Source organism: Pirellulaceae bacterium (assembly GCA_019636385.1).
Taxonomy (GTDB): Bacteria; Planctomycetota; Planctomycetia; order Pirellulales; family Pirellulaceae; genus Aureliella.
Genome location: JAHBXT010000003.1, coordinates 286,417 through 306,831 on the forward strand (window position 1 = coordinate 286,417; position 20,415 = coordinate 306,831).

Genomic DNA, 20,415 nt, shown 5'->3' on the forward strand with positions numbered 1-20,415 from the left:
TCAGAAATGACCATCATCGACACTTCGTCAATTGCCTCGTCCTCAGTCGTTACTCCCGTAGTGGCCGCCGCAACAAATGTTTCACCTGAACAGCCGCATGAATCCACAGCTCCCCATACTACAGACGTCTGTAGTGATGTCACAACTGGCACAACTACCCTGGTCGGTGTCACTGCCGATGAGTTTGGCTTGTTGCAGTCGCTCTACGAATCCTACGTCAGATTCTTGACCGCTTCCAAGCAGCAATTGCAAGCCTCCAAGTCACTGGCCGAAGCGCAGACTCAGTACGACTCCTGCCAAGACGAAACTCGTGGCGCGAAGGAAGCCTTTGAGGCCATTCTGAAAACGCTCCCCGAAGAGCTGGTTCGCATTCGCAATCCTGAAATCAAAGACATCATCGAATCTGTTTCCGTAAACGCACTTGCTCATGGCGATGCAACTACGCTCGCGCAGAGCGATATTTCCACCCAGCCAACATCCGAAAAATACCCCTACGACCAGTGGAAGTCGCTTCCAACGCAAAAACTGGTCGATGCTGGAGTCGCCGGTCTCGGGAAAAAGAAGGCCGATATTCTTGTTGAAAAATATCCAACCCTCGGCGATCTGGAATCACTCCAGGCCAGCGCTGTCGAGGCTCGTGTTCATTGGTCAAAGCTCCTGCCGAAGGGATTCGGCGAAAACGTAGCCGATGCCATTTTTGACGCTATGAGTAGCCTTCAGCAGCTACCAGGCAGCCTTTCGCGAAATGTTGATTCGTCTCGCGATCCACATGCCTCAATCCAGCCACCGATCCCCGAAACCGACGACGAATCAGAATCCTATCCTAGCGACCAGCTCGACGAAGACCAACCCGCTTTGGCCAGCCTAGATGTTAGCGACAACGACGAAGACTCGCTTCAGTATGAGGACTATGAACCCGACAGCCAGGCTGGCGGCAACGAGCTACAGGACACAGTCGTCGATCCCACCCTTGGCGGTGCTGACTGGCTGCAAAACCTCTACGTGAAGATCAGTGCTTCACCAGAGGATCAAAAAACCATTTGGGGCCTTAACGCCCATAGCAAGAATAGCTCACAGTGGAACCAAGGTTACAAAGCGCAAGAGAACGGCTTCGAGGTTGAAGACTGTCCTTACGAATCCTCCCACCAGGCAGAAGCGACAGAATGGATTCGTGGCTGGATTGCCGCTTTGATGAACATGGACCTCTAGCAATGACACGAAAAACCAGAAAGCCTCCCAGCGAGTATTTGACGCCAGCCGAAGTTGCCATTCAGTTGCGAGTCACGGCGCAGACCGTTCGCTCTATGTGCGATCGCGGAGAGTTGAACCCGCATATCACAATTGGCGTTCCTGGTGGGCGCACCACCTACCGCATACACCGCCAGGCGATTGATCGGCTCGTTCACGACTCGCCCCTTGACATCCAGTTAGACCCTGCGCCTCTGCCGCTTGCCAGTGCGGACGATGATCAGGAATACATCAGAAATTGGGGCAAGTCCAATACTGTGACTTGAAGAATTGCAACCAGAAAGTAAGGTCACGATGTACTACATAGTATTCACAGCCGCAGTTGCACTTACGGTGTTTTTGGTGATTTCCCTCCGGGCCTGCTGGGACGGCATGTCCCTGCTAGACGCAGTATTGATTGGTCTTGGCTTTAGCGCGTTGTACGCAGTCTTGTGGCCCATCATCGGAGCCTTAGCCATTGTGTCGGCATACGTCAATTTAACTTCAAGCGATCCAAGCAAATGAGTACATCAGCGCTCAAGACAAAATCGGCACTGTCCTACTTTGGAAGCGACAGCGAAGTAGCCCAGTCGCTGGCAGCAATGCTCGACCATTGTAGTCATGTCACTATTCCGTTTGTTGGTGGTGCGTCGATCCTTCCGCATCTCAAGGCAAGAGCGATCGTTGCCAACGACAAGAACGATCTCGCAATCAATTTCTACCGAGTGATGAGCAACACGGAATGGCCGCGAGACCGATTGATTGCCATGTGCGAATCAACGCTGAGTCACCCAAGCGAAATCACAGAAGCGGCTCGCATTTTAGCAACGCCAAACGTCGCCGCGCTGCCGAAAGCGTGGGCGTATTGGGCACAATGCTGGATCGGGCGCAAGGGAAAGGGAGGAACTGATTCACCCGCCACAATGCCAAGCGTTCGCAGAACAGCAAGCGGCGGAACCAACGCAAGCCGCATTCGTGCAGCGGCAAGCGATTTACACCAGTGGGCAAAGCAGTTTGAGCGATGTGAATGGGAATCGGTTTGTTTCCGCAAGCTTCTACCGAAGGTAGCGGATAACCGCGAATGCGGTGTGTATTGCGATCCTCCGTGGGTTGGCGCTGGCGATGCGTATTTGCACACATTCAGCGAACAGGATCACATTGATTTGGCGAATTGTCTTTCGAGGTTTGAAGCCGCAACCGTCGTTGTTCGATACGGCGATCATCCATTGATTCGTCGCTACTACAGCGAAATGGGCTGGAGCATTATCCAGGCCGAGAGTCGCGATCAATGCAACGCAGTCAAGGGTGAAATCTGGATTACCAATCAACTTATTGTGGAGCAATGATGATTGTTGTTAAAGTCGAGCTTCATTCGGCGCGAGACGGATCAATCAGAGAGCTTGGTCGCATGACCATTGCGAACGACAAGTCTGGCAGTTGTAGCGAAGGCAACTACTACGGAACACTGAAAGCCGAATATGGCACACGAGGTTTTCGGCGGACAAATTTCCGTCGACAAGACTGTTCCGTTTGGACCCTGATTGGCTCGATTTTGTCAAAGCTTGGACACGCAAAAGGTGCCAAAGAAGTCACCGAGATCAAATCGAGAGAAGACGTGACTGAGTTGTTTTAGTGAAGCCAGTGATTGTTCATTTAATTGTTCATCGTGCCTTATGCCAAGAAACATCTCTTTTGCGTTGACAACAGATCAGATTCGGAATCGAACCAAGACGGTTACTCGTCGCCTGGGCTGGAAGAACCTGAAGCCTGGCCAGATTCTCAATGCGTGCGTCAAGTGCATGGGCTTGAAGCCTAGCGAAAAGATCGAACGTCTAGGGCAGATTCGCGTCACCAGCGTCACTCAGGAATCGCTGCGAGTCTTGTGCGACGACCGCACGTATGGACGCAATGAGGCGAAGCGAGAGGGGTTCCCGCAGATGCGAGGGCATGAATTTGCTCTGATGTTTTGCCAACACATGGGCGGCGATTTGGATCAGGTGGTAACGCGAATCGAGTTCGAGTACGTCATGCGAACACCCGCGATCAGCGGGCATGAAAGGAAATGTATGACTACAGAAGAAGCGCAATCGAGTGCTCCGGCTGCATCGCGCTGTTATGCGGACGATGTTCAGATTGAGGAATGGTGGGCAGTCGAAAGAGACGGTTTTGTTTTGAAGTGGTCACCGCGTGAACTGTGGCTCAGATGTGGCGACAAGACAATGGTAATTTGTGAATGGCCCACATACGGAGAAGTAAGAAACGCAATACTTGGCCTCGGGTGGCAGTTGCCTGCCCATTGGTCCGCATAACGTTCACATTCACGCGGTTGCGTGAGAAAGATTAACCATGTCGAAAGAACCTGATACGCAACTCGCGTACAAGGTGTTGTTAGACCGCACCCGGTTTGATCTTGAAGCGGCACAGACCGCAGCGGATCAATGGGGATTCAATTGCGGTCCAGGTGCATTGTGCGCGGTACTAGCAAAAACACCGGACGAATTGCGTCCGCATCTTCGAGACTTCGAGTCGAAGGGATACACAAGCCCATCAATGATGGCAGACATTTTGCGAGGTGTCGGCGCTACGTGGCGTCGAGTTTGGGAGGCGAAGGCCGATTGCACTCGCGATGCGTTGGCAATGCCGATCTTCCCGCAGTTCGGGTTGGTTCGGATTCAGTGGGATGGTTCGTGGTGCAACGCGGGTGTTCCAGTGCCAGCAAGATACCGCAAGTCGCATTGGATCGCGTATGCGTCAGCCGGATACACCGGAAGTGATGAGATGGCGTTCGACATCAACGCAATGTGCGTGGGTGGTTGGATCACGTTTCGCGAGTGGTCGTTGCAACTCGCACCGTGGTTGATTCGCGAGTGCGTCAAAGGTGGCAACGGCAAATGGTGGCCGACACACAGTTGGGAAGTGTCGGTCTAACGCTTTGATTGTCCGAGTTGTGGCGGGTGACTCGGACCAAATGAAAACACCTTATTCGCGAGTCGGACCAATTCATTGTTAGCACGTGAAATGATTAGTGACACCATCCAACGCGACAAGAGCAACTATCCAGGCGGAAAGTCTGGAGCGGGCATCTTCCAGCGGTTGATCAACTTGATTCCGCGTCACCGGATCCTGATCGTTCCATTTGCAGGGCATTGCGGGGTGGTTAGAAACATCAAACCAGCAGAACACACAATCGTCATTGATCAAAACGCTTCCGTTTGCCAATGGTGGGCGGATTGGAGTCGCACAAAACGGGAAGGAGTTGACGTTGGCACGCCTAGAATTGTAAACGAAGGAATCGACGTTGAAAAACCGAAAGGCCAGCCAACGCCGGTTCACCACTTTTATATCGCTTCTTCACTGTTTCTCGAATTGTGGGGACTTGATGAGAGTCTTCTTGATGCGTCGCGACGACATATCGCCCGATTCCAAGGCCATGAATTCATTCTTGAATAGCTGCTGATTTGCGTCGTATCTTCGAAAAACAAAATGCGTGCCATATCGGCCAACACAGACGAAGTCCGTTTCTTCTAAGTTGTAAAACGCGACCTGCTTACGTGCGTCGTGATATCCCGCGAGATAGCCTATTCCCAGGAAAGCGGGGAGGCACAGCACAAACAAGATGTACTGTTTAGGGCCAACGAATTGCCGAATAATCTCGTAAGCGTCTGGAGGCTCGGATTGCTGATATGATTCCTCGATTTGGGTTGCGACAGGTTTGCCCGTTCGTTTGATAAAGCGCTCTATAATTATCGGAAACAAGAACATCGCCGACTCCAGATACAGAACTACAAGTGCGACCAGCCAGACCAGCGACCATGAAAATCCGAAACCAAGGAACAGAATGACAACTGCGATCACCAAAGCCAATTGCGTAATTCCGATTCGTTTCCAAAAAGGGTGTTTGTCAGAAATCAATTGAATCCCAATCATTACGGGCAAATTGACCCAGAAGACGGAAAGCCCCATAAATAGGAAAATCCCAACCGCCGCAGTTAGACCAGATGCGAGCGTGACATCAACTGTAGTAGCCAGTATTTGATCTGACGACAATTGCCCAGATTACGCACTGGGCTGTAAGAGTTGGTCGAGCATTTTTTGATCAGCCAACTGCTTAGAATCTTTGAAAGTTTGCATCGGAGTTTTTCCGAAGCAGTAGCGTCCGCTGTGAGGACGTTCTTCGTTGTAGTGCTGTAACCATTGATCGACATCCTGTTGCAATTGCTCGATCGATTCGTAGAGTTTTTTGCGAAAGGCAATCTGATAAAACTCTTGCAAAATCGTCTTGTGAAAACGCTCGCAGATACCATTGGTTTGCGGGCTCTTAGCTTTAGTTTTCGTGTGGTCGATATTCTCTAAAGCTAAGTACAACTCGTACTCGTGATGTTCACGCGCCCCGCAGTACTCAGTACCACGATCGGTGAGAACACGCAGCACGCGTACTTCTTCCTGCTCAAAGAATGGAATCACCTGATCATTGAGCATGTCGGCAGCTACGAGTGCGTTCTTGCGATCATAGAGTTTTGCAAACGCGACCCGCGTGTAGGTATCGATGACGGTCTGCTGGTAGATTCGTCCAACACCCTTAATCGTTCCCACGTAGAAGGTGTCTTGAGCGACCAGGTATCCAGGATGCTCGCTTTCGATTTGACCATGCGCCTCCTTTTCCTGCTTGGCTTTCTCAAGAGCAACGACTTGCTCTTCGGTAAGCACGCCACCCTCCTGAGCGATCTTGGCTTCGAGTGCTGTCAAGCGTTTCTTGAAAGTCTCCAAGTCATGTCGCAGCCAGATACTGCGGACTCCGCCAGGCGATAGCAGAATGCCCTGCTTCTTGAGTTCGTTGCTGACACGCACTTGGCCATAGGCTGGCAGCTCAAAGGCCATCTTCAGCACGGCCTGTTCAACTTCAGGAGCCACGCGATTCTTCAGCACGGGCTTCTTCTTAGAGATCTCCTTGAGAGCTTCCTCGCCGCCGCTTTCGTAGAGCTGCTTGAAGCGATAGAAACTATCTCTGGAGTAACCGAACACCTTGCAAGCCTCGGAGACATTCCCGAGCTTCTCAGCCAGCTTAAGCATGCCGAGTTTGTTTTCAATGATCTTACGTTCGTTAGTCATCTGACACTCCTTGTCCCTTTGTAGAGGGAGCCTATGTGAGGCTCGCGCGCCGGCTGCTAGCATTCGTTTCGTTGCTGCGCAACTGCACTACTGCTAGCAACCGGCATACACTAACCTCTTTCCTTGGTTAATGTCAGATCAAGTTTTAACTATTACAACTTAGCCCATTGCTGTCCTGTTCCTCGTATTCGTCCCCAGCATCTTCAAATTTCTCAAACACTGGTTGCACCAACGAATTAACTTTACGCTCCTGCAACGGTCGTTGGCTAGGGACGCCAGCACGTTCGTCATCGCCGAGTTTCTTTGCTGAATTCCGTCCGGTCTCCTCGTCTTGGGAATCCGATATGATCTTCGTGTGCTTATTCGGCCTTTGAAGCGGAACGCCTGCATCTAGTTCGTTGTGTTCATTCAATCCACTCACCTACACCTGAGATTTCATCAAGAAGTCGATGATGTGGTCCATCCCAAGGTGATCCGGTGCCAAGGCAGCGTTCTCGGGAAACAAAGGAGCTACATCAGGAAAAACGAATTCACCCTGATTCCATTTTCCGGGCCAACGTGAGGGTAATCCAGATACCGCATACTCGACCGGTCCATCATCACCGAGCAAATTACCTCGAAGGGTTCCGTTAGCCTGACTGAAGGTAGATTTTACTGCTGCGCAGGCGAAGTAACGACAGTCGAGATTGTTTGTTCGCTGTCTTTGTCGCTCGACAATTCCTTCAGACATGTCCCTTGCAAGATCCACCAGTTTGTCTCGCTGGCTGTCATGAACTTTGTCAGCCTTTGTAGCAACCATTGCAATCTTCGAGATTCCACGACGACCAATCCTGCCCCCCAGACTCATTCGAAGAAGGTCGAGGCTAGTCCCAAGCAGCCCTTTTCCGGGTGAGAGGATTTCAAAAAGAAGCTCCAGCAAAGCTCGGTTTCCGTTGTACATCCCGGTATTGGCTGCCAACAAGGTTGTTACATCGAGCAGGACCACCATCTCGTTACAGCGTGAAAGGGACTTAACCAGCGGTGCCGCCAATTTCTTCCGGTAATCGGCGTATCTATTCGCAAAAATCTTCGATAGCTCAGGGTTTGATTGGCGAATGGACTGTGGCAAGGGGGCGAATTGCAAATCAGCCGAAAGCCCGCAAAACGCTGAAGAGTGGTCACCTCCCATAATGGACGTGCCATTGAATTGCCCCTCCGCAGTGAGAAGAAATGTGGACGGGGAAATGATAGGTCGAAATGATCGATAAAGTTTGGCTAGAAGTTCACGGTAGGACGCAACTACAGATTCCTCAGTCGCCGAAAGATCTGACGCCAGTTGTTGGTAAGTCTGAGCAGCGTCCCGGTAATGACTATCTTGAAATACCTTCTGGAGAAGTCTGTCAGACCACTGGTCAAAAGATAACTTGGCAATTGCAATGTCGGAAAGTCTTTCGCCGGGGATGTCCACAAGAGACAACTCACCTTTGATCCAGCCCCAATCACTTCTAAAAAAAGTACAGCGATACTGAAAAGTGGCCTTGGTTTTGGTGGGCCACCGCCCATTGTTCCCGTACCGAAATACCTGGTATGGGAAACGTGCAAAACCATTCTGCGTCGGCAATTCCTCATCAAACGTGATCTTTATGCTTCCATCGCCGATTTTTAGTTCATCGCGACGATGGTGCATCAAGTGATTGATTAGAGACGTAATGAAAACTGTCTTTCCAGACCGATAAAGCCCAACCACGGCAATGTTGTGCTTGCTTGAAAAGATCTTTGGAGGACGCATCATTTGCTCGCTAGTTTGGATCAGGAAGTGGCGGAAGGTCCAAGCCACCGTCCTGATTACTTGCCGGTTTCGTTTCATGCTCGATTGTTGTTAATTCCTCCTTGGATGACCCGCAACCCACTACGACGACGCAGCAGGCTGTGAGGACAACGCTGCATAACCACTTAGTCATTTGCCAATCCCATTATCGTTAAGCCAACTCACTTCGAATTTTTCCCTAACTGAACCGTCTATGGATTCATACCACGCTGTTGCTCCATAGTTTGCCAACGCTGAGCCTCCTAAATAGCCACCGATCCCACCAACGACTCCTCCTGTGAATGCTCCGACCGGTACGGTGGCCCAAGCAATAGGGCCACCAAGGGTACCAATCCATGCCCCAGCAACCATTCCCATCTTCGCTCCCGCTAATGTTCCTATCATGCCTCCAACCGTTGAAGCCAATTGAATATTCCGCTGTCGCACTGAGATCGTTCCGTTTCGGTAGGCGTATTGGACATCAAATATTTCTTTGGCGCCCATTACTAAAACAATGAATACTGCACCACGCCCTGCTGATCGCTTTAAAATCGTGGATGCAAATTGACTCCTTGACTGCCTCAGGACGGCAGAGCTTGCTGCCCTTACCGAGCTAATATTCCTGCTGGAGTTTGAAACGATTGTCCTACGACTCTGTTGAGCAGCAGTCTTTCCAAGATAATCAGTCATTCCTGTAGCTCGGATCTGATCAAACTGGGCAAGCGTTCGAGTAGCCCAGTATCGTGCTGTCGTTGACCCCGCCTTTGCTTGGATATTCTTCAGAAGTCGCTCAATGGACTGTCCGTAACTCATAGTTCGTCCGTCGGCAGTGTACCCGGTCAGTCTGCCCGATTTTGAGTTGACGTGTATGACTTCGCCCATGGATTCAATCGGAACATCCGCAGCCTTGCGAAATCGGCTGATGGCTAGTGCCAGTGATCTAAGTGCTGGATCGCCAGAATTTCGCATGATGCGGAGGTTAGCAGCCAACCAACGACGAGACATTTGCCTCCCACCGTACCGTGAATGTCCGAGTTTAGGCCTGGACGAGCGAGTCGTTTTTACCTCGACAAATTTGACATCCTTAATTTGTCCAGTTGGGCTTCTTTTTACGGCAATTCGGTCGATCCCATTATTGCTACCGTGCTTGACTTCATGAATCTCGTTAAAGCCACGAAGTCTCAGGACTTGATCAGAAAAATTCTCCCCCCATGCTCCAACGCTGGTCCGCCAAGTACCTGAAGATCGTGATGTTATCGGATGCGATACGGGATGGTCCACAAGTGGGCCAGCTTCAAATACACTTCCCTGAGCTAGAAGAATAGCGGGCGATATGGCGGCAACAGCGTAAAGCAAGAGCATCGGTAGCACTCGTTGCATAACGAGCCCCCTATTTGTTGGCACGTAGTATTCGTAGTCGCACTGCATTGACTTTTTCTTCTTCACTGGAAAGCTTCTCAAAGACTTTTTCCCAAAGTTCATTGTACCTTCGAAGGACATAAGGCGACAACTGCTCCTCATGGATCTCCGCAAGCCACCTTATTTTCTCTTGCGGAGTTTCTTTAACTGCCGATTCGATCTTCCGAATTCGCTCCAGAGACGCTTTGTTGTACAACCAGTTCATTTGTCTCTGTAACTCTTCGACCAACTTTTCGACGGCTTTCAGTTCGACGTTGGCGGTTGCTATTGCGGATTTCGTGTAGGGCAAAAGCTCTTGGAGAAGGTCGAAGCCACTATCGGCCATGCCGTTGAGCTTTTGCCTCATCTCCGGCGCCTGCTCACTCGTGGCTGCCTCAGCCTCTTTCATTAAAGTCGGTGCTATGTCCTTCCATTCATTTACTCTTGGCTGCAATTCGCCAAATAGGCTTTCGATGCACTTTTGCTCAATCGAATCGATTTGCTCGTAAATGTCTTTCAACATGGCTTGGTTAAGCTCCTCTGTCTCCATTTGCTCTCCAACCGCAATTTGCAACTGAAGGTCATCAAGGAGCGATCTTGCTTGGTCAGCCGCTCGTGTTCTTATTGACGCTCCTATCGTAGGGTCTTTCCCAACTGAAATGAACTGCATCACAGTGTCGAGAGGTCGAACAGGCACAAAAGCTGGTTCGCTTTCAATGAACTTTTGCCGAAGCTCTGAAAGACGCTTGCGGGTGGCTCCCACATTCTGCGGTCGCTGGAAATAGACCAGAGAGTCCCCACGACCAAGCAAATCTTCTGCCATCCCCAGAGCTTCTTCGGACTTTGACGCAGATGCTTGCTCGACGAATTGAGCAACCAAGTCGAAGAGACTTGGATCGGACGGCGCAAGCCTTGAAGCAACCAGCAGCATATCGAATGACCCAGCAAAGTCGTCGTTTTCCAGCAGGCCTCTCGCTTTCTTGAGGGCATCTGCCACATCGTTCCCGACGACTACGGACGAAGTAGTATCGGCGACCAATACTGTATTCGGTCTAGTGCACGAGTTTGCTGCAACAAGCGGCAAAAGCAACATCAAGATCGCAAGGTTCACCCAGGGTAGATATTTCTGAGCTTCCGTCATCTGTGGCGTACCTGATTCCATCGGCAATCTCCTCCATTACCAACTTGTAATGTGACCGGAAACGAGACGAGCAGTGTATACTAGAAAAAAGGGGACGTGAATCGGGCTGAGCATGGTGCTGCTCAAGTAGTAGTCGCGGTTTACCGGAAGTATAACTGCCGTAGATACGATTGTTGTCAACAACGTTGTTGGTGCGGACCAGGACTGGTGGACTCTGGTTGAAACTGCCTTGCTGCACAGGAGAGTGTGACCCAAGCATGAGACGCACCGAGCGCTCAGCTTGTGTGACGCGCAAGCAGTTCTAGGTCCGACAGCCCGCTCGAAGTACTGAGCCAGGCAGGTATCGTGAAAGAAGCGGTGCCTATTGAGAAATCGCAGGGATAATAATAGCTAGGGCAATCAATGCAATTACCAGCAAGTGCAACACCAGATTAACGACGCCTAACCAGAAGCCAATTTGAACCATAGTTTTGTCATTGGGATTTGCCAGCCCAGCTTGGATGTCTTTCAAGGCTCGTGCACCCATGACGACGGCAATGATGGAGAACAATCCGCAAACGACAAAGCTGAGGATGCCCATGACCAGTACCAGCACACCGCGGTCGGGCTTGGCATAGGTGGGTGACGCGACACCGGAACCCAATGCGAGGGTCGGTGAGACGGCATACGGATTGCCGCTAGCGGTATGAAAGGCGTTGGCAGGATGAAAAACATGAGCCTCTGTCCACGGCCCGGCTTCGCCCTGACGGATGCGATAGCCGGCTCCGATTCGACCTTCATGAAACCAGCGATTGAGCGTGTCACGATCTGTGGGACCATACACCTGCCCATCGGCTGCTAGTAGCCAGTAAGAATCTACGATCGGTTGTGCTGTTTGGGAGTCAGAGGCTGAGACAATAGGCGATTCAGTCGTCGCTGGCGACTGTGCAGTTGGTGTGGCAGCCAACTCCGGCGTCGATGCCGGGGCCTCAGATCCCGACCCTGAACTTGGAACCGTGTAGACATTGCCACATGAGGGACAACGAGCGCGCTTGCCGGCATGTTCGTCGGCCACCGTCAGTTGTGCGCCACAGCCTGTGCAGGGGGTAATGATTGGCATGCCCGCTTAAGCTCCTTGACGTTCGCGATGCAAGTAGATGAAACTCTTGCCCAATCGACCTCCGTAGTTTCCCGCGCTGATGCGAATCAGCCCGGGCGTGTCCAGCGCGGCGTCAATGGCGGCGTGCGTGGCCGTGGTGACCGCTTGCAGACTACTGCCATTGATCACGATCTCCATGATCGACAGTACACCAGCGGGTACTCGCGATTGAGCACCCAATTGGGCCTTGAGTGTCGGACAATATTCAGCGAATGTACTGGCGATGAGAAAGCTGTAGCGGCTGCCGGCTTTGGATGCGCTGGAGGCGATGCCTCCAGGAAACGTTAGCACCGTGTCGGGGCATTGATCGACAGCCACGACTGATCGCTCGGCGGCCTCGATGGCGGCGGCTTCGCTGTCGGCCATGAACCACAGATTTCCGCCCATGATTCCATCGGACATGCCAAACCGACGCGTCAGGTAAAATTCGCCGCCCATGATCGGGATGACCCAGCCGCGAGTCCCATACCGCTCGTCGCGGAACTGGTACCCATCTCCAAAAAAAGCGATTTTGCGTCCGAGTTTGAAATAGGTTTGTGTGTCAAGGCGATTGAAGCATCTGGCCGTTGGACAGGTCAGAACGTTCTGCCCAATGCGCGCCATCAGCACCTTCTCCAAGTGCGTCTCGCGGTCCTTACGAAATCGGGGCACATGAACTTGAATCACCGCGCCGATGCGACCGTCAGGCGTTTCTTGTCCAGGACTGGTGCCATCGAGTATCTGCGATACGCCAACTTCCGAGTCGCACATGATGGTGCTGCTACCATGTCCGGTCACCGCGTGGCAACAGTGGTCCAGCCAACGGCGATCGCGCGCAGTAATGAGAAACTCGGAATAGATGCTACGAAACCCTTCGGCAAACGTATCGTCTACTAGGGTCTGGATTTTTGGATTCATCGACTGGTTTCATCCCGTGTTATTACATGTGCCAAATTGTGGTCCTACATACCCAGCTCTGCTTAACCAGTTGGCGGGTCGGCTGCGGGCGGCGCTATTCGCATGTGAACGAACCGTGCACGTCTGGAGTATCTTGGCGGTTTCGATCCAGCCGTGGATGCGGGCCGCGCTTGACAGATACTATCCATCCGTCAACTGTTGCAAAGATACTGCCCAATTTCTGCCCCGATTCTGCGACTAGCTGCGGCCGCGCCCCGCATAGGCCGCTGCTTCGGTTACTACTTTGTCCATGTAGATGTCGTGATGTTCGCAGGGGATTTCCGGAAACAATTGGCACTCGAAGGCCAAGGCAACCAGCGGAGCATCGCGCCGAGCGTGCTGCAGCAGTTTATCGTAGTAACCCTTACCATGACCGGTGCGTCCGCCCATGCGATCAAAGGCAACTCCGGGCACCATGATCAAATCCAAATCTTGCGGCTCAAGTCGTTTGGCGGCCACCTGACGCAGCTCCACCTTCGGTTCCAGAATCTTATACATGCCCACATCCAGTTCATCCATGGACTGCAAGTGAAACAGCTCTAGTTCGCCATCGACGCAGTAGGGAATCACAATTCGTTTGTCGCCCTGAATCGCTTCGGGCAGTGCGTGCCGAGTGCGCACTTCATCGCGCACATCAACGTAAAACATGACTGTCTTGGCCGCAGCGTATTCGGGCAACCCCATAAAGCGATCGACGATCAGCCGGCTGACGTTATCTTTATCTGGCCGTTTGCGTCGATTGTCGTGAGCCGCTTGGCGAATGGCTTGTTTCCGCGAGGCCGTGTCGGTTGCCGTTGGAGGCGAATTGGTCATTTGTACAGTTCCAAACAATGAAAGAAAACTGAATTCCGCGACTGGCTATTGTAGCGGCAATGCAACTTGTGTGGGGTGCCGCAGGTAGCTGATCAAGTCCCGAATTTGCCCCATGTCCAAAGCATCTAGCAGCCCATCGGGCATGGGAGAAATAGCTGAAGTGCGCTGCGATTCAATCTCGGCGGTAGCCAGAGTTAATAGTTCCGTGGGCGTTCGCAGCTCGATGGCATTTTCGCTACGAGACACGACCAGACCGCTGAGCACGCGACCGTCCACCATCTGCAGCGTACTCATGTAAAAGTCTCTGGCGACAACCGCGCTGGGATCGACTATGTTTTCTAGCCAGAAGTCCAGGTCTTGACGATTGCCACCGGTCAAGTCGGGGCCAATTTGACTGCCGCTGCCCAGCAGGCGATGGCACTGGGAGCAATGGCGCTGAAACAGCACCCGCCCTTGGCTTGGGTCACCCGGCGGCGCATCACCGGCTGTCAACATAGCCCTGAGCTGCTCGATGCGCTGCCGTCGTTGAGCGGTCGATTGATTGATGCGTCCCCAGACCTGCTCGACCTGTGCAATCAATGCGTCACTGCCCAGCGACTGGATTTGCCGGACATCGTAAGCGGTCAAATGATGCTTTGGTATCCTGCCAGCGGCTATGGCTGTCAGAAGTCGCTCTGCGAATTCAGTTCGCGCCGTCAATGTGGCGATGACTTGCGGTCGTTGAGGCGGGCGAAATTGAAAGTAATGCTTGATGAGTGCATCGGCCACTCCAGTATCGCTGCTGGAGGCCAGGCCCTGCACGGCGATCCAATTCAGCCGGGCATCCTTGAGCAAAGGAAGGCATATATCAACGATATCAGGTGGCGCGTGGCGTACCAGCATCTCGAGTGCCGACCTACGCAGCGAAATATCGGCTTGGCTGTCTAGCACCTGCTGACGAATCTGGTCCATGCCGGTTCCGTCGCCAAACAGTATGCTCAACTCCTGAATCAGGGCTGAGAGCTGGGCAGGATGGTCATCGCTAGCGGCAGTTACACGAATCAACTCGACCCAACCGGACGGTTGATCGACTTGGCGCAAGCCACGCAGGCCGTCTGATATGCCTTGTAGAATTTCCAAACGCCGCTCGGGATGCGCCGTCGCGATCGCAAGCAGTCGCTCGACCGCCTGGGGGTTCATGTCGCTGTAGCTGGACAATTGTCGCGCGATCAGCCGAGTCGTCTTGGGCCATTGAGAAAACTCTGTCAGTTCTGCGGCTCGTAGCGGCATCGTTTCGGCGACCGGAATCAGTCCGTACCAGACCATCAGCGGCAAGTTGTGATCTTCAGCATCCTCGCCGCGCGACAACAGCGACTCGGCCAGAACTGGCCGCGACTGCACGGGCAATCTCTGTAGTGCCGAGGCCAGCGCCAGCCGCACCAATCCGCTCTCGTCGTGCCTGGCCATCGTCACCAGGCGTTCCAGCGCCTCTGTCGCCAGCGGCTTTGGATTAAGATTGTGGCTGAGCACATCGTCGATGGGGTAATCGTCCAGCAGGCAGCGGATGGCCCAGGTTCGCAGGTGTTCGTTGCGATGTGCCAGGCAATCCAGAAGTCGAGCATGGTCGCGACGTCCCATGGCATGCAGGGTCAACAAGCATTCATACGCCAAGCGGTCATCTTGACCCGTCACAGCGCTCGACAGCCACTGTATGGGTTCTTCAATCCCAGCGCAATCGCCAATTCCCCGACTTCGTTCGGACAGAATCAATCGCGACTGCCGTACAAACCATTGGTTGGTGTGCGTGTGGAGCTGTGCCAATTGTTGGCAAGATCGACTGCGCAAATCGCCACTCAGCTGCGAGTGTGACTGGCTGGTGGCGAAGCGAAAGACGCGGCCGCTGGTGCGATGCACACCGGTATGCTCGTGGCACTCCCCGGTATCGCTCCAGTCGATTGCATATACTGCGCCGTCGGGCCCGCAGCTCAAATCCATGCCTCGAAAGAATGGATCGGAGGCCTGCAGGATGTCCGGCCCATGCCGCCCAATGTAGCCGCTGCCATGCCGCTGGAGGATCTCTTGATTGACTCGTCGTCCATGGATGTTCCAGGTAAACAAGCGATCGCGAAAGCCTGCGGGCCAGTTGTCGGCTTGATAGATCAACATCCCCACATGTGCATGACCACCGCCGTACGAATCCGCTTGGCCATTGCGCGACTGAAACCACTGGCCGGTCGTGTCAAAGTGCCAATGATCGGCGTGCATATCGATCGCCTCGAAAACATGCGGATTGGGGTCCAGCGTAAATGGGCGAGCAAAATGCGCACCTGGAATTAAATGCCACAGGTGGCCGTTGACGGTGTTGATGAAAAAGCATTCTCCCCAGGCGTCCCAATCGTGCCCCCAGGGGTTGGTCGTGCCGTGGCACAGTACTTCGAAGTGTTGAGTCTGAACATTGTAGCGCCACAGGCCACCTTCGAGCGGTGTGCGTGAAGCGTCAGAGCTGCCGGGCAGACCGACTCGGCCCGGACACGAACCCCCGCAGCGACCATACAGCCAACCGTCGGGCCCCCAGCGCAAGCCATTTGCAAAATTGTGGTAATTGTCCAAGGCGACATCGAAGCCATCTAGCATAACGCGGGCCGGTCCGTCGGGCTGGCCGTCTAATTCTGCGTCGGGAATGAATAGTAATTGCGGCGGGCACATCAACCACGCTCCACCATGGCCCAACTCCAGCCCCGTTAGCATTTGCACCTGATCTGTGAACACCGAGCGTTGATCGCTGCGTCCATCCCGGTCGGTGTCGTCGAGTATGATCACGCGATCGCGCAGACCCAACTCGAACCGTTGTGTACGTTCGGCATAGGTATAGTTCTCGGCGACCCACAGACGACCTTGTCCATCCCAGGCCATGGCAATCGGATTCTGCACGTCCGGCTCAGAGGCAAACGCTTCAGCCTGAATCCCGTCAGGAACTTGAAACCCCGCCGCTGCCTCATGGGCATCCATCGGCGCGGCAAGGCTGTCAGGCTCGGTATTGAAAGGCTGAACAAAATCGTCAGCTTGGGACTCGTCTAGTCCCGCAGAACCGAACACGCACCAAACAACCAGCGGCAGCAGTACGCGCCGCCACAGTCGGAAGGCAATCCGAATCCGATTTTCAATGAGAGATCGCCACTGTGCGTTAAAGAACAGTGCGCTTAAATACTGTGCTGAAATGCGATGCAAGATTCTTCCCCGTACGTCGTCCGCCATTGTGACCGGCAGCGCCGTACCTGTCCAGTTGCATTCGGGCAATACATGCAGCAGCCACCGCAGGATTAGAATGACTGTCAGTGCATCGCGTCAGTCACTGCTAGATTACCGGCGCGGCTTGGGACCGGGCTTGCTGGGACGCAGGTCGCTTTGACGCTGAAAGTTTCCAGCGCCGGCAGCTTGGGTTGAATCCTGGTCAGTCGGGACCGGGCGCGACGCAGCCAATTCAGCGGGTTGGAGGACTTCGGCGTAATTGCCGGACGAGTCCGCATCGTCAGTCGCAGCTTGAAGCTCTAGATCGGGCAAGGTGGCCAATCGAACTTGCCCAAGAGTGCGGAGAGCTTCACCGGGCTGGTCGCTAAAGACAACAATTTCAGGTTGGCTGGACTGTGACGGTTGTTGGGCTAACCGCGATGGTTGCTGAGGGTTTGACCGCAGTGCATGTTTGCGCATCGCAATCCGGGCTGCGATCTGCGAGAACTCACGGCCTGCGGTTTCGTCTCGAACCGACAATTGGCCGGCGATCTGTTGACTGGCACCCGGGTTGGCTGCACAGAATTCGGATAGTTGGCACACGAATCGGGAAGTCTCGTCGTAATTATGTTCAGTCACTTTTCCAACCAGTGGCCCCAGCGTTCGCGTTAACAAGTCAGCCCCCAGGTTATCTACTTTCATAAAGACGTCCATTGTTCCCTGAACCAGAAAACCACTGTGGGCTTGTGGATTGGGCTGCGGTCGCGAGTGTACCACGCAAACGACGCGTCCGGTGATAGGCCGGGGTGCGAGAATGCCTTCGTAGTTGCCAGTGCCATAATAGATGTGCACACTATCACTGCTATGGATCAGCTCGCAGTTGCAGGTAGTCCCAGCGCCATCGTTCGCGTAAAACGTATTGGTGCCTGTGCGTTGAGCTTGGATGTTCGTGATGCCGATCATCTCCCAGATGTTGACCATCACTTCCGGCCGTCGGATCAGGTACGTCAAGAGCTGCGGATCGCAGTTCATCATCCGTGGTGGCATCTGGCGATAGAAGCTGGGATTGTTGACCACGTCGCGGACTTCGGCAGCGTGATGTTCCTGGAGCTGTCCCAGCGGTATCGACGAACTGGCGGCTTCCAAGCGCTGACGGCGGCTGATCCGCATTTCGCCAGACGGCTCGGCTGCCAAGGCCACGTAACCGGTAAGCGGCCCCAAGACCGTCAGGCTCCAAATGCACAGGGCCTGAACGCGGATTCCGATACTCAGCCGACTTGGAAATCCAAGTCGGATTTGACTAGAACGCTCCACTCGCCTGTCTCCGCCCTTACGAAGCGTTCAGAACCGACATGCCTCCGCCCCCGAGACCATTAATTCGGCATTCGACGCGGCTTGGCCGCAATTCAATTTGTGAGGATCGTACGGATTGCAGCGTTTCCAGCCGCTGGCCCAGCGCTGACTGACTGGCCCTGTGCTGACTGAAATGCTGTACAATGGCTATCAAAATTTGGCTCGTGATGGCGTTAGTTCCATCGGCAAACCGTCACCGACACGATTTGAATCTGTAGGTATTCTTTGATCATCACCTCGAACGTCCATGAGTGACTCGGCAGGTACCATGAAGTTGGCGTTTTGGTTGCTAGCCTTGTTGCTGGCGGGCCTGGGTATTGTATTTTTGATCGCAGCTGGGCAGGGCAATGCCGTCATTCGACTAGTGATCGGCGGCGTGTGTTTGGCCGCTGCCGCAGCTCTGGTCTATCTGCCGCGGATGCAGCCGATCGCGCACACGCATGTCCACAGGATGGAATTGGACATGCCAGGCCAGGTCTCCATAAAGGGCTTTGAATGCAAATCGTGCGGGGCTTCCCTGGATTCGAAGTCGCTGAAGATTGTGTCGGGCGCTGCTCAAGTCAATTGCCCCTACTGCGGCAGCAGTTATCAATTGGAGGAGGCACCTAAGTGGTAACCCTGCTTGGCTGGTTACAGCGCGATTGGCAGTCATTCGTCCACAGCACGCGTGCAGACCTGCGCATCCAGCCTGGCATGTACACCTACCGTTTGAAACCTGCGGGTGGTGAGCGACGGGTGCACTTGCGAATTGAAGCCGATGGCAGTGGTGTGATGTTTGTCGACGTAACGGATGTCGTGCATCTAAATCAAACCGCCGCTGAGTTGGCCAAATGGGCCCTAGATGGTGTACCGCAAACCCAAGCCGAGCTACGCTGGAAAATTCGTAGCGGTCGGGGGCTGCGCAGGCGCCAATCGGCCAAGGGAATTGCCCAGGACATTCACGAAATATACTCGATGATCGCGCGGCTGGCCGATGCCGGTGGTGGCTGCACGACCTGTGCAGTGGGAACCGAACATCGCCAACCACTGTTCAGCACGCCGATCCATGCGCCTTACAAGGCCGATCTGGCAATTACCTATAAGTGCAACAACGACTGCCCTCACTGCTATAACGAGGCCGATCGACTAACGCTGCAGTCGATGCCCGTCGAAGACTGGATGCGTGTTGTCGACCGACTGCACCATGTCGGTGTACCGCATCTGATCTTTACGGGTGGTGAAGCAACGCTGTATCCGGATTTGCCAGAGTTGATTGCATACGCCAATCAGCTCGGCCCCATTTGTGGCTTGAACACCAACGGTCGTCGCATGGCCCAGCCACAGTATGCGCGGCGATTGGCCGAAGCTGGACTGAATCACGTGCAAGTAACTCTCGGCTCGCACCGCGCCGAAGTTCACGACCGCATGATGAACGCCCGGTCATTCGAGCAGACTGTGCAAGGGATACGTAATGCTCAAGAGGCTGGACTGCATACGATTACCAACACCACGTTGATGCAAATGAATTCTGGCGAGATCGTGCAGACGATCGAATTCTTACACGCGCTGGGCATACGCACGTTTGCTGTGAACGGCATGATCTACTCGGGTGGCGGATTTGATACGGGACAGGCCATTCGTGAAGAACTCATGCCGCCACTGCTGATTCGCATTCGCGATCGAGCTGCCGAATTGGGCATGAAGTTCTTGTGGTATACACCGACGATGTACTGCCGCTTGTCTCCGGTGGAATTGGAAATTGGTGCTAAACGTTGCAATGCCGGTGAGTACTCGCTGTGCGTCGAGCCCAATGCGGATGTACTGCCTTGCCAGTCGTTTTACGTAGCTGCCGGCAATTTGCTGCGCGATCCATGGGAGTCGATCTGGCATAGCCCGCTGTTTCATAGCTTTCGCGACCGAGAGCTGGATCCTCAGGCCGCTGGGCTGCCAGAGATGTGTTGGAAGTGCCCCGATCTGCAACTGTGCGGTGGTGGTTGTCGGATTGAGCGCGAAGCCGCAGCCGGATTGCGTACCAGTGGTGGCGGATGCAGCTCCGGCGGCTGTAGCTCCGGTGGTTGCAAAAGCAGTGGCTGCAGTAGCGGTGCGAAGTCAACAAGCCAGTTACCATTGGTGTCGGTTAGTGTGGCGGACGCAGTTCAGCCAAGTCCTTCGCCAAGCGGCTTCGTATCGGTCAAATCGGTGCAAGTCGCCAGTGCAGGCGGTAAGCGTCGCGGCACCGGCGCCTTCGCGGAGTAGTGGTAGTTACCTCAAGGATGTAAATTGCCGCTTGATTCTGCTATAGTTGTGGATTGTTGCCGCGAATTTGGT

General features: G+C 53.7%; 18 protein-coding genes. 9 read left to right on the plus strand and 9 right to left on the minus strand.

What is annotated here, in order from left to right; translation table 11 throughout:
• Nucleotides 1–6 precede the first annotated feature (6 nt).
• From KF752_11910 to KF752_11940, 7 genes are all read left to right on the plus strand, one after another.
• Nucleotides 7–1,209: a hypothetical protein gene (locus tag KF752_11910; GenBank protein ID MBX3422250.1), complete on the plus strand. Its 1,203-nt coding sequence runs from the start codon at nucleotides 7–9 to the stop codon at nucleotides 1,207–1,209.
• A gap of 2 nt (nucleotides 1,210–1,211) precedes the next feature.
• The gene (locus tag KF752_11915; protein ID MBX3422251.1) at nucleotides 1,212–1,514 is read left to right on the plus strand and encodes a helix-turn-helix domain-containing protein; all 303 of its coding nucleotides are present in this window, start codon (nucleotides 1,212–1,214) and stop codon (nucleotides 1,512–1,514) included.
• 28 nt (nucleotides 1,515–1,542) lie between these two features.
• A complete protein-coding gene (locus KF752_11920; GenBank protein MBX3422252.1) occupies nucleotides 1,543–1,752 on the plus strand; it encodes a hypothetical protein in 210 nt (69 codons plus the stop codon).
• The gene (locus KF752_11925) at nucleotides 1,749–2,573 is read left to right on the plus strand and encodes a DNA adenine methylase (GenBank protein ID MBX3422253.1); all 825 of its coding nucleotides are present in this window, start codon (nucleotides 1,749–1,751) and stop codon (nucleotides 2,571–2,573) included. Before KF752_11920 ends, KF752_11925 begins: the two co-directional genes overlap by 4 nt.
• 327 nt (nucleotides 2,574–2,900) lie before the next feature.
• Entirely contained in the window at nucleotides 2,901–3,536 is a 636-nt protein-coding gene (locus KF752_11930; GenBank protein ID MBX3422254.1) for a hypothetical protein, read from the plus strand.
• Nucleotides 3,537–3,573: 37 nt separating this feature from the next.
• Complete coding sequence (locus KF752_11935) at nucleotides 3,574–4,155, plus strand: hypothetical protein (GenBank protein ID MBX3422255.1); 582 nt, start codon at nucleotides 3,574–3,576, stop codon at nucleotides 4,153–4,155.
• A gap of 75 nt (nucleotides 4,156–4,230) precedes the next feature.
• Entirely contained in the window at nucleotides 4,231–4,677 is a 447-nt protein-coding gene (locus tag KF752_11940; protein MBX3422256.1) for a hypothetical protein, read from the plus strand.
• A 606-nt stretch (nucleotides 4,678–5,283) separates the two neighbouring features.
• Here KF752_11940 and KF752_11945 read toward each other — a convergent pair.
• The 9 genes from KF752_11945 to KF752_11985 form a co-directional block, all read right to left on the minus strand.
• Nucleotides 5,284–6,336 (minus strand): IS481 family transposase, encoded by a 1,053-nt coding sequence (locus tag KF752_11945; protein MBX3422257.1) that lies wholly within the window; start codon nucleotides 6,334–6,336, stop codon nucleotides 5,284–5,286.
• Between the two features lie 421 nt (nucleotides 6,337–6,757).
• Nucleotides 6,758–8,182, minus strand: a complete 1,425-nt coding sequence (locus tag KF752_11950) for a YcjX family protein (protein MBX3422258.1) — start codon at nucleotides 8,180–8,182, stop codon at nucleotides 6,758–6,760.
• A 90-nt stretch (nucleotides 8,183–8,272) separates the two neighbouring features.
• Entirely contained in the window at nucleotides 8,273–9,568 is a 1,296-nt protein-coding gene (locus tag KF752_11955; protein MBX3422259.1) for a hypothetical protein, read from the minus strand.
• Nucleotides 9,513–10,682, minus strand: coding sequence for a hypothetical protein (locus KF752_11960; GenBank protein MBX3422260.1), 1,170 nt, complete (start codon nucleotides 10,680–10,682; stop codon nucleotides 9,513–9,515). The genes KF752_11955 and KF752_11960 overlap by 56 nt, the downstream gene beginning before the upstream one ends.
• Before the next feature lie 340 nt (nucleotides 10,683–11,022).
• Nucleotides 11,023–11,760, minus strand: coding sequence for a hypothetical protein (locus tag KF752_11965; GenBank protein ID MBX3422261.1), 738 nt, complete (start codon nucleotides 11,758–11,760; stop codon nucleotides 11,023–11,025).
• A 6-nt stretch (nucleotides 11,761–11,766) separates the two neighbouring features.
• On the minus strand, nucleotides 11,767–12,696 hold the full coding sequence (gene fhcD / locus KF752_11970; GenBank protein ID MBX3422262.1) for a formylmethanofuran--tetrahydromethanopterin N-formyltransferase: 930 nt from the start codon (nucleotides 12,694–12,696) through the stop codon (nucleotides 11,767–11,769).
• A 237-nt stretch (nucleotides 12,697–12,933) separates the two neighbouring features.
• Nucleotides 12,934–13,548, minus strand: coding sequence for a 5-formyltetrahydrofolate cyclo-ligase (locus tag KF752_11975; protein MBX3422263.1), 615 nt, complete (start codon nucleotides 13,546–13,548; stop codon nucleotides 12,934–12,936).
• A gap of 45 nt (nucleotides 13,549–13,593) precedes the next feature.
• Nucleotides 13,594–16,755 (minus strand): c-type cytochrome, encoded by a 3,162-nt coding sequence (locus KF752_11980; GenBank protein MBX3422264.1) that lies wholly within the window; start codon nucleotides 16,753–16,755, stop codon nucleotides 13,594–13,596.
• Nucleotides 16,756–16,887: 132 nt separating this feature from the next.
• Entirely contained in the window at nucleotides 16,888–18,069 is a 1,182-nt protein-coding gene (locus KF752_11985; protein ID MBX3422265.1) for a hypothetical protein, read from the minus strand.
• A gap of 286 nt (nucleotides 18,070–18,355) precedes the next feature.
• On the opposite strand from KF752_11985, the gene KF752_11990 reads away from it, so the two are divergent.
• Nucleotides 18,356–18,724, plus strand: coding sequence for a hypothetical protein (locus tag KF752_11990; protein MBX3422266.1), 369 nt, complete (start codon nucleotides 18,356–18,358; stop codon nucleotides 18,722–18,724).
• On the plus strand, nucleotides 18,718–20,343 hold the full coding sequence (locus tag KF752_11995; protein MBX3422267.1) for a radical SAM protein: 1,626 nt from the start codon (nucleotides 18,718–18,720) through the stop codon (nucleotides 20,341–20,343). The genes KF752_11990 and KF752_11995 overlap by 7 nt, the downstream gene beginning before the upstream one ends.
• The last annotated feature ends 72 nt before the right edge of the window (nucleotides 20,344–20,415 follow it).